The organism is Streptomyces jumonjinensis (genome assembly GCF_009600885.1).
GTDB lineage: Bacteria > Actinomycetota > Actinomycetes > Streptomycetales > Streptomycetaceae > Streptomyces > Streptomyces jumonjinensis.
Map to the genome: position 1 here is coordinate 1 of NZ_VCLA01000055.1, position 5,245 is coordinate 5,245.

The 5,245-nt window shown below is 70.4% G+C and carries 4 protein-coding genes and 2 pseudogenes; 3 read left to right on the forward strand and 3 right to left on the reverse strand.

The window, feature by feature from the left end:
* The first annotated feature begins 140 nt into the window (after positions 1 to 140).
* Positions 141 to 543, forward strand: a pseudogene (locus FF041_RS38835) (DUF6009 family protein).
* Here the strand turns inward: FF041_RS38835 and FF041_RS06875 are convergent.
* The 3 genes from FF041_RS06875 to FF041_RS06885 form a co-directional block, all read right to left on the reverse strand.
* Positions 468 to 1,832 (reverse strand): MFS transporter, encoded by a 1,365-nt coding sequence (locus FF041_RS06875; protein WP_194291951.1) that lies wholly within the window; start codon positions 1,830 to 1,832, stop codon positions 468 to 470. The pseudogene FF041_RS38835 and the gene FF041_RS06875 overlap by 76 nt on opposite strands.
* Before the next feature lie 16 nt (positions 1,833 to 1,848).
* Positions 1,849 to 2,490, reverse strand: a complete 642-nt coding sequence (locus tag FF041_RS06880) for an alkylhydroperoxidase (protein WP_153521478.1) — start codon at positions 2,488 to 2,490, stop codon at positions 1,849 to 1,851.
* Between the two features lie 165 nt (positions 2,491 to 2,655).
* Positions 2,656 to 3,345, reverse strand: a complete 690-nt coding sequence (locus FF041_RS06885; protein WP_153521479.1) for a MerR family transcriptional regulator — start codon at positions 3,343 to 3,345, stop codon at positions 2,656 to 2,658.
* 313 nt (positions 3,346 to 3,658) lie between these two features.
* On the opposite strand from FF041_RS06885, the gene FF041_RS06890 reads away from it, so the two are divergent.
* Both FF041_RS06890 and FF041_RS06895 read left to right on the forward strand, forming a co-directional pair.
* Positions 3,659 to 4,528, forward strand: a complete 870-nt coding sequence (locus FF041_RS06890; RefSeq protein WP_194291950.1) for a hypothetical protein — start codon at positions 3,659 to 3,661, stop codon at positions 4,526 to 4,528.
* Positions 4,529 to 4,736: 208 nt separating this feature from the next.
* Positions 4,737 to 5,139 (forward strand): annotated as a pseudogene (locus FF041_RS06895) (DUF6009 family protein).
* Positions 5,140 to 5,245 lie beyond the last annotated feature (106 nt).

Sequence of the window (5,245 nt, forward strand, 5' to 3'; positions counted from 1 at the left end):
GGCGTCACCGCCATCTCCTCCCGCGCCTTCGCCAACCGAGTCCGGGAGCTTGCGGGACTCTCTTCGCCCAAGGAGATGATCCTGTCGAATCAGCGGAAGTACTACCCGGGTGTGGGTCTGCTCGTCGAGGAGGGGTCAGGGTGAGTGCTCTCATCGGCGAGGATGAGATCAGTGCTGAGGCGGGGCTGGTCTGGCTGGAGGATGTGTCGGTGCTGGATTATGTGCGGCAGTCTCTGGATCGGCTGCCGACGCGTAAGGGTCGGCCGGCGTATCACCGGGACGGCCGGATGGTGGGGTACGCGGTGCTGGGGCCGCAGGCGAAGTCGTCGCGTTCCTCGGGGACGTTCCGCCGTCGGGTGTTCTGGCTGCTGCCCCATGACCGGGACAGCGACCCGGAGGGCCTGTACGCCACCGGGGCCCCCGCAGAGGCCGTCGACCCCCGCACCCCTCACCGCCGGGACCAAGGGCTACAAGACCGAACGCTCCGAAGGCGGACCCCCCTCCACCGCCATGCGCGAACTCGGCATAACCCTCCCCCTCTGACCACCACCACCACGAGCAAGGGCCATGGCGGGCAGGACCAGCAGGACCATGCCCGCCACCGCCGCGGTGAACCAGCCCGAAGCGCCCCGGTCGGCCAGATAGGTGGCCGACACCGGAGCGATCCCGCCCAGCACCGCCGAGGTCAGCGCGTACGGCAGGCCCATGCCCAGCGCGCGCAGCTGGGCGGGGAAGATCTCCGAGAGCAGCTTCGGCAGCACCGTCGTCGCGCTCATCAGATAGACGACTCCACTGCCGTACGCCAGCAGCAGGCTCAGGAATGTGCCGGTCATGTTCAGATAGGCCCAGGGGCCCAGCGCGGCGAAGACGAGGGCGGCGCAGACGAGAAACCGGTCCGCGCCCACCCGGTCGGCCAGCAGCCCGATGGGCACCTGTACGACCATCACCGTCCCGGTGACGCAGACCACCACCCAGAACATCGTCCCCGGCCCGGCCAGCCGCTGCCCCATCGCGGGGACCACCGAGGTCCAGCTGCCGCCCACGGTGCCCAGGCCCGCGGCGAACAGCACCGCCAGCAGGACCTGGCGGCGGTGGCTGCCCAGCAGCAGCCGCAGCGACCCGCGGGCCGCGTGGCCGCGTACCTCCCGCTGGAACACCTCGGTCTCCGCGAGTCGGTTCCGTACCAGTAGCAGAGCCACCCCGAACACGCCCCCGACGAGGAAGGGCACCCGCCACCCCCAGGAGGCCATCGCCGCCTCGCTGAGCGTCCCCGTCAGGCCCGCCCCGAGCAGAGAGGCGGTGAACGCGCCGCCCGCCGTGGTGAGCGAGAAGAGGCCGCCGTACAGGCACTTGCGGTGGGCCGGCGCGACCTCCATCAGATAGGCGGTGGCGGCGGGCCACTCACCGCCGTGCGAGATGCCCTGGGCGATCCGCGCGAGGAGCAGCAGCAGCGGGGCGAGCAGTCCGATCTGCTGATAGCCGGGGGTGACGGCGATCAGCAGTGAACCGGCCGTCATCAGGGAGATGGAGAGCAGCAGCGCGGGCTTGCGGCCCCGCCGGTCGGCGAGGCGGCCGAGCAGAATGCCGCCGACCGGTCGGACCAGCACCCCGACGCCGAGCACCGCGAACACTCCGAGCAGGGAGGTCACCGGGTTGGACGAGGGGAAGAACCGGGCCGCGAACAGTGGTGCGAACAGCCCGAAGGCCAGCCAGTCGAAGGACTCCACGAAATTGCCCACCACGGTCGCGGCGACCGAACGGCGGTGTGCCCGGCGGGATGGTCGCGGTGTGGGCGGTGGTGTCCCGTGTGCGGCGGCCGTGCTGACGGTCACGGTTCTCCTCGGGCGGTCAGGCGGCCAGCCGGCCGGGCGTCTCCTGGTCGTAGTGACCGTAGCCCTGGCCGGTGATCTGGTGGGCGGGTTCGCCGTGACGGCCTTGATCCCGGGGGAGCCCGGCGGCGGGGCAGTCGACATATCGGGCGTACGGGCAGAAGGCCGAGGCGATCAGCACGGTGTCGCGGATGTCGGCGTCCCTGGCGCCTAAGGCTCGGGCGGCTGCCACCGCCTCGCCCGACACCGCCCGGCCGGGCCGTCGCGCCTCGGCGGCCACCCGGAGCAGCGCCCGGAGCCTCGGGTCCGCCGGAGCCGGTGCGGCGTCGGCGGTGACTGAGGCTGAGGCTGAGGCGGCTGAGGTGACTGAGGACATCGGGGCGACTGAGGTGATCGGGGCGACAGGGGTGACCGCCGTCACCGGGGACTCCGCGCCGTCCCGCCGGGCGGTGGGGGCCGCGCCATGGGTCCGGGCGCAGAAGCCGGTGGCGTTCAGCCGGGAGACATAGGCCGTGATCAGCCCGCGCTCTCCCCGGCTCAGAGAGGCCGGCTCCAGCGGCGGGACCTCGGCGATCCGGTTCAGCGGGGTCACGGTGCCCGGCCGGGGGGCCAGCGGACCCCGGACGGCGGGAAGACCGTCGGCGAGTGTGAGGTGCGGCATGGGGCACGTCCGATTCATCGGAGGGAGGCGGGGAGGAGCGCGAGGCAATGCCGGGACGATTCATGCTTCCCAGCCCTCTCCCCGGGCCCAACTCCCAGATTGCGGCCCCAGAGCCCCGCCCCCGGCCCAGGGTCCTGATCCTCGTCCCAGCAGCCCCGTCCCGGGTCACGCCGCGTGCTGCCGCGCAGGCTCGCTCTCCCGTGCCGCGGAGTGCCGTCGCGCCGACTCGCCCTCCTGCGCCAGCCTGCGCAGCGCGAGCAGGGCGGGTTCCAGCATGAGCGTGAGCAGTACGGCGCGCTCCGCGCGTTCCAGGGGGTCGTCGACTCCCCGCAGCCCGTCGAGGTCCAGGGCCGCGGTCCGCTGGGCGAGTTCCGCGTAGGGCATCAGGGTCCGCCAGTCGGCTTCCGCGCCCAGCGAGCGCAGTGTGCTCAGGGCGTGCGCCAGCGCCTCGCGCGCCGGGCTGTTCTCGCCGACCCGCCAGCCCATCCTCTCCAGGAGCGCCGTCACCTCGGCAGCCGCCTCCTGGTCCCCGGCGGCCGGAGCGGCCGGCTCCGCCGCGCCGGCGGATTCCACGGCAGCTGTCTCCCGGTGTGCGCCGAGGACCAGACCGAGCATCTCGTGGATATCCCCCCGGTGTTGGAAGACGGTCTCCACTACGTCTCTCGCGGCGCGTACCGAAAGTCCCCGTACCCCGATAAGCGCCCGTACCAGCCGGAGTCGGCGCATATGCCGTTCGCCGTATTCAAAGCGCTTGGCGGTCATGGCCCTTCCTGGTTCGAGAAGGCCCTGACGCACGTAGTACTTGATCGTCGGTATCGATACTCCACTGCGCCTGCTGAATTCCGAGATGAGCATCTTCTCTCTGCCTTCTCATCGTATTCTGGCCGGTGTCCATGAGCGGTGGCGGACCACGCTACTGCGTCTTTCCGCAGGCTGTGACCGCCTTGTCCGGATGCGACGCCGTTCCGGCCCGCATCCGGCATTCTCGAAGAAGGCGCATGTTCCGCCCCCTCTACGCTGTCTTCGGGCCGACAGAAACAGAAGGAGTCCTGTTGTGTCACGTGACGATGGTTTAAAAGTTCGTGAACGTGCACGGGAACAGATATCCATTCCAGCCGGCGACCCATCCGAAGAAATTACGGTCAGACGGCGCCGGCTCCTCGTTATCTTGAGTACGCTCGCCGGTTTTCTGCTGACTGCGAGCTGGTCCTACGAGTTTGTGGACCACACCATCGGCGGCAATATCTCCGAGACGATATTGGGGCGGGACGCGGAGACCATGCCGCTCGCCTCGGTCGCCGCCGGGGTCGCCTTCGCGTTCACATCCGGTCTTGCCGGGACGTTCACCGCCTGCAACATCGCCGTCTTCGGCACGGTCGCTCCGATGCTGTCCACGGTGAACAGCCGGAGGGCCCGGGTGGTTCAGGCGCTGCGGCCACTGGGCTGGCTCTGCCTCGGGATGGTCGTGGTCTCGGCCGTCTACGGCGCGGTGGTCGGCCTGGTGGGCACCTCGATGCCGCAGTTCTCCGAGGCTCCGCATGTGATGGGCGAGGTGTCGCCGCGCGCCGCCCAGTCGATGATCACCTTCGGGGTGATCGGGCTGGCGATGTTCGCCCTGGGGCTGGCCGCGCTCGGATTCATCCGTGATCCGTTCGCGCGGATCGAACACCGCTTCCCGCACGCCCGAACCGTGTTCATGGGCGTGCTGGTCGGCGGCTTTCTCATCGGCCGGCCGTATCCGCCCTTCCGCAAGCTCTTCCGGGACGCGGCCGACAGCGGCAACCCGCTCTACGGCGCGGCGGCCTTCGTGCTCCAGTCGGTCGGCAATGTGCTGATCATCGCGGTGCTCTTCCTGCTGCTGGCGTACTTCGCCGGGGGCCGGCTGGCCGCGTGGATGACGGCGAAGCCGGGGCGGATGGCCGCGGTGACGGCGGTGACGCTGCTCGTCGCGGGGGCCTTCACCTTCCTGTACTGGGATGTGCGGATGCTCGCCCGCCTGGAGATCATCTGGTTCCCGGTCGCCCCCTGGGCGGTGTGATCGTACGGACGGAGACGGCACGGCCGGGCACCGGCACGGACGCCGGTTCCCGGCTCCGGGCGGATCAGACGGGTACAAGTACGGGTCCGTCACCGCACCTGCTGTCAGAATGAGAAGGTCTTCGCCGTTCCGGCCCGGGTTCTGTCGCCGGGCCGGAACGGCGGAAGTACTGCCCGGGTGTGGGTCTGCTCGTCGAGGAGGGGTCAGGGTGAGTGCTCTCATCGGCGAGGATGAGATCAGTGCTGAGGCGGGGCTGGTCTGGCTGGAGGATGTGTCGGTGCTGGATTATGTGCGGCAGTCTCTGGATCGGCTGCCGACGCGTAAGGGTCGGCCGGCGTATCACCGGGACGGCCGGATGGTGGGGTACGCGGTGCTGGGGCCGCAGGCGAAGTCGTCGCGTTCCTCGGGGACGTTCCGCCGTCGGGTGTTCTGGCTGCTGCCCCATGACCGGGACAGCGACCCGGAGGGCCTGTACGCCACCGGGGCCCCCGCAGAGGCCGTCGACCCCCGCACCCCTCACCGCCGGGACCAAGGGCTACAAGACCGAACGCTCCGAAGGCGGACCCCCCTCCACCGCCATGCGCGAACTCGGCATAACCCTCCCCCTCTGACCACCACCACGAGCGAGGAGCTCACCGCTGCCCGTCGTCATCCGGCCGCGCTGGTCGCCTCCCGGACTCGGTTGGCGAAGGCGCGGGAGGAGATGGCGGTGACGCC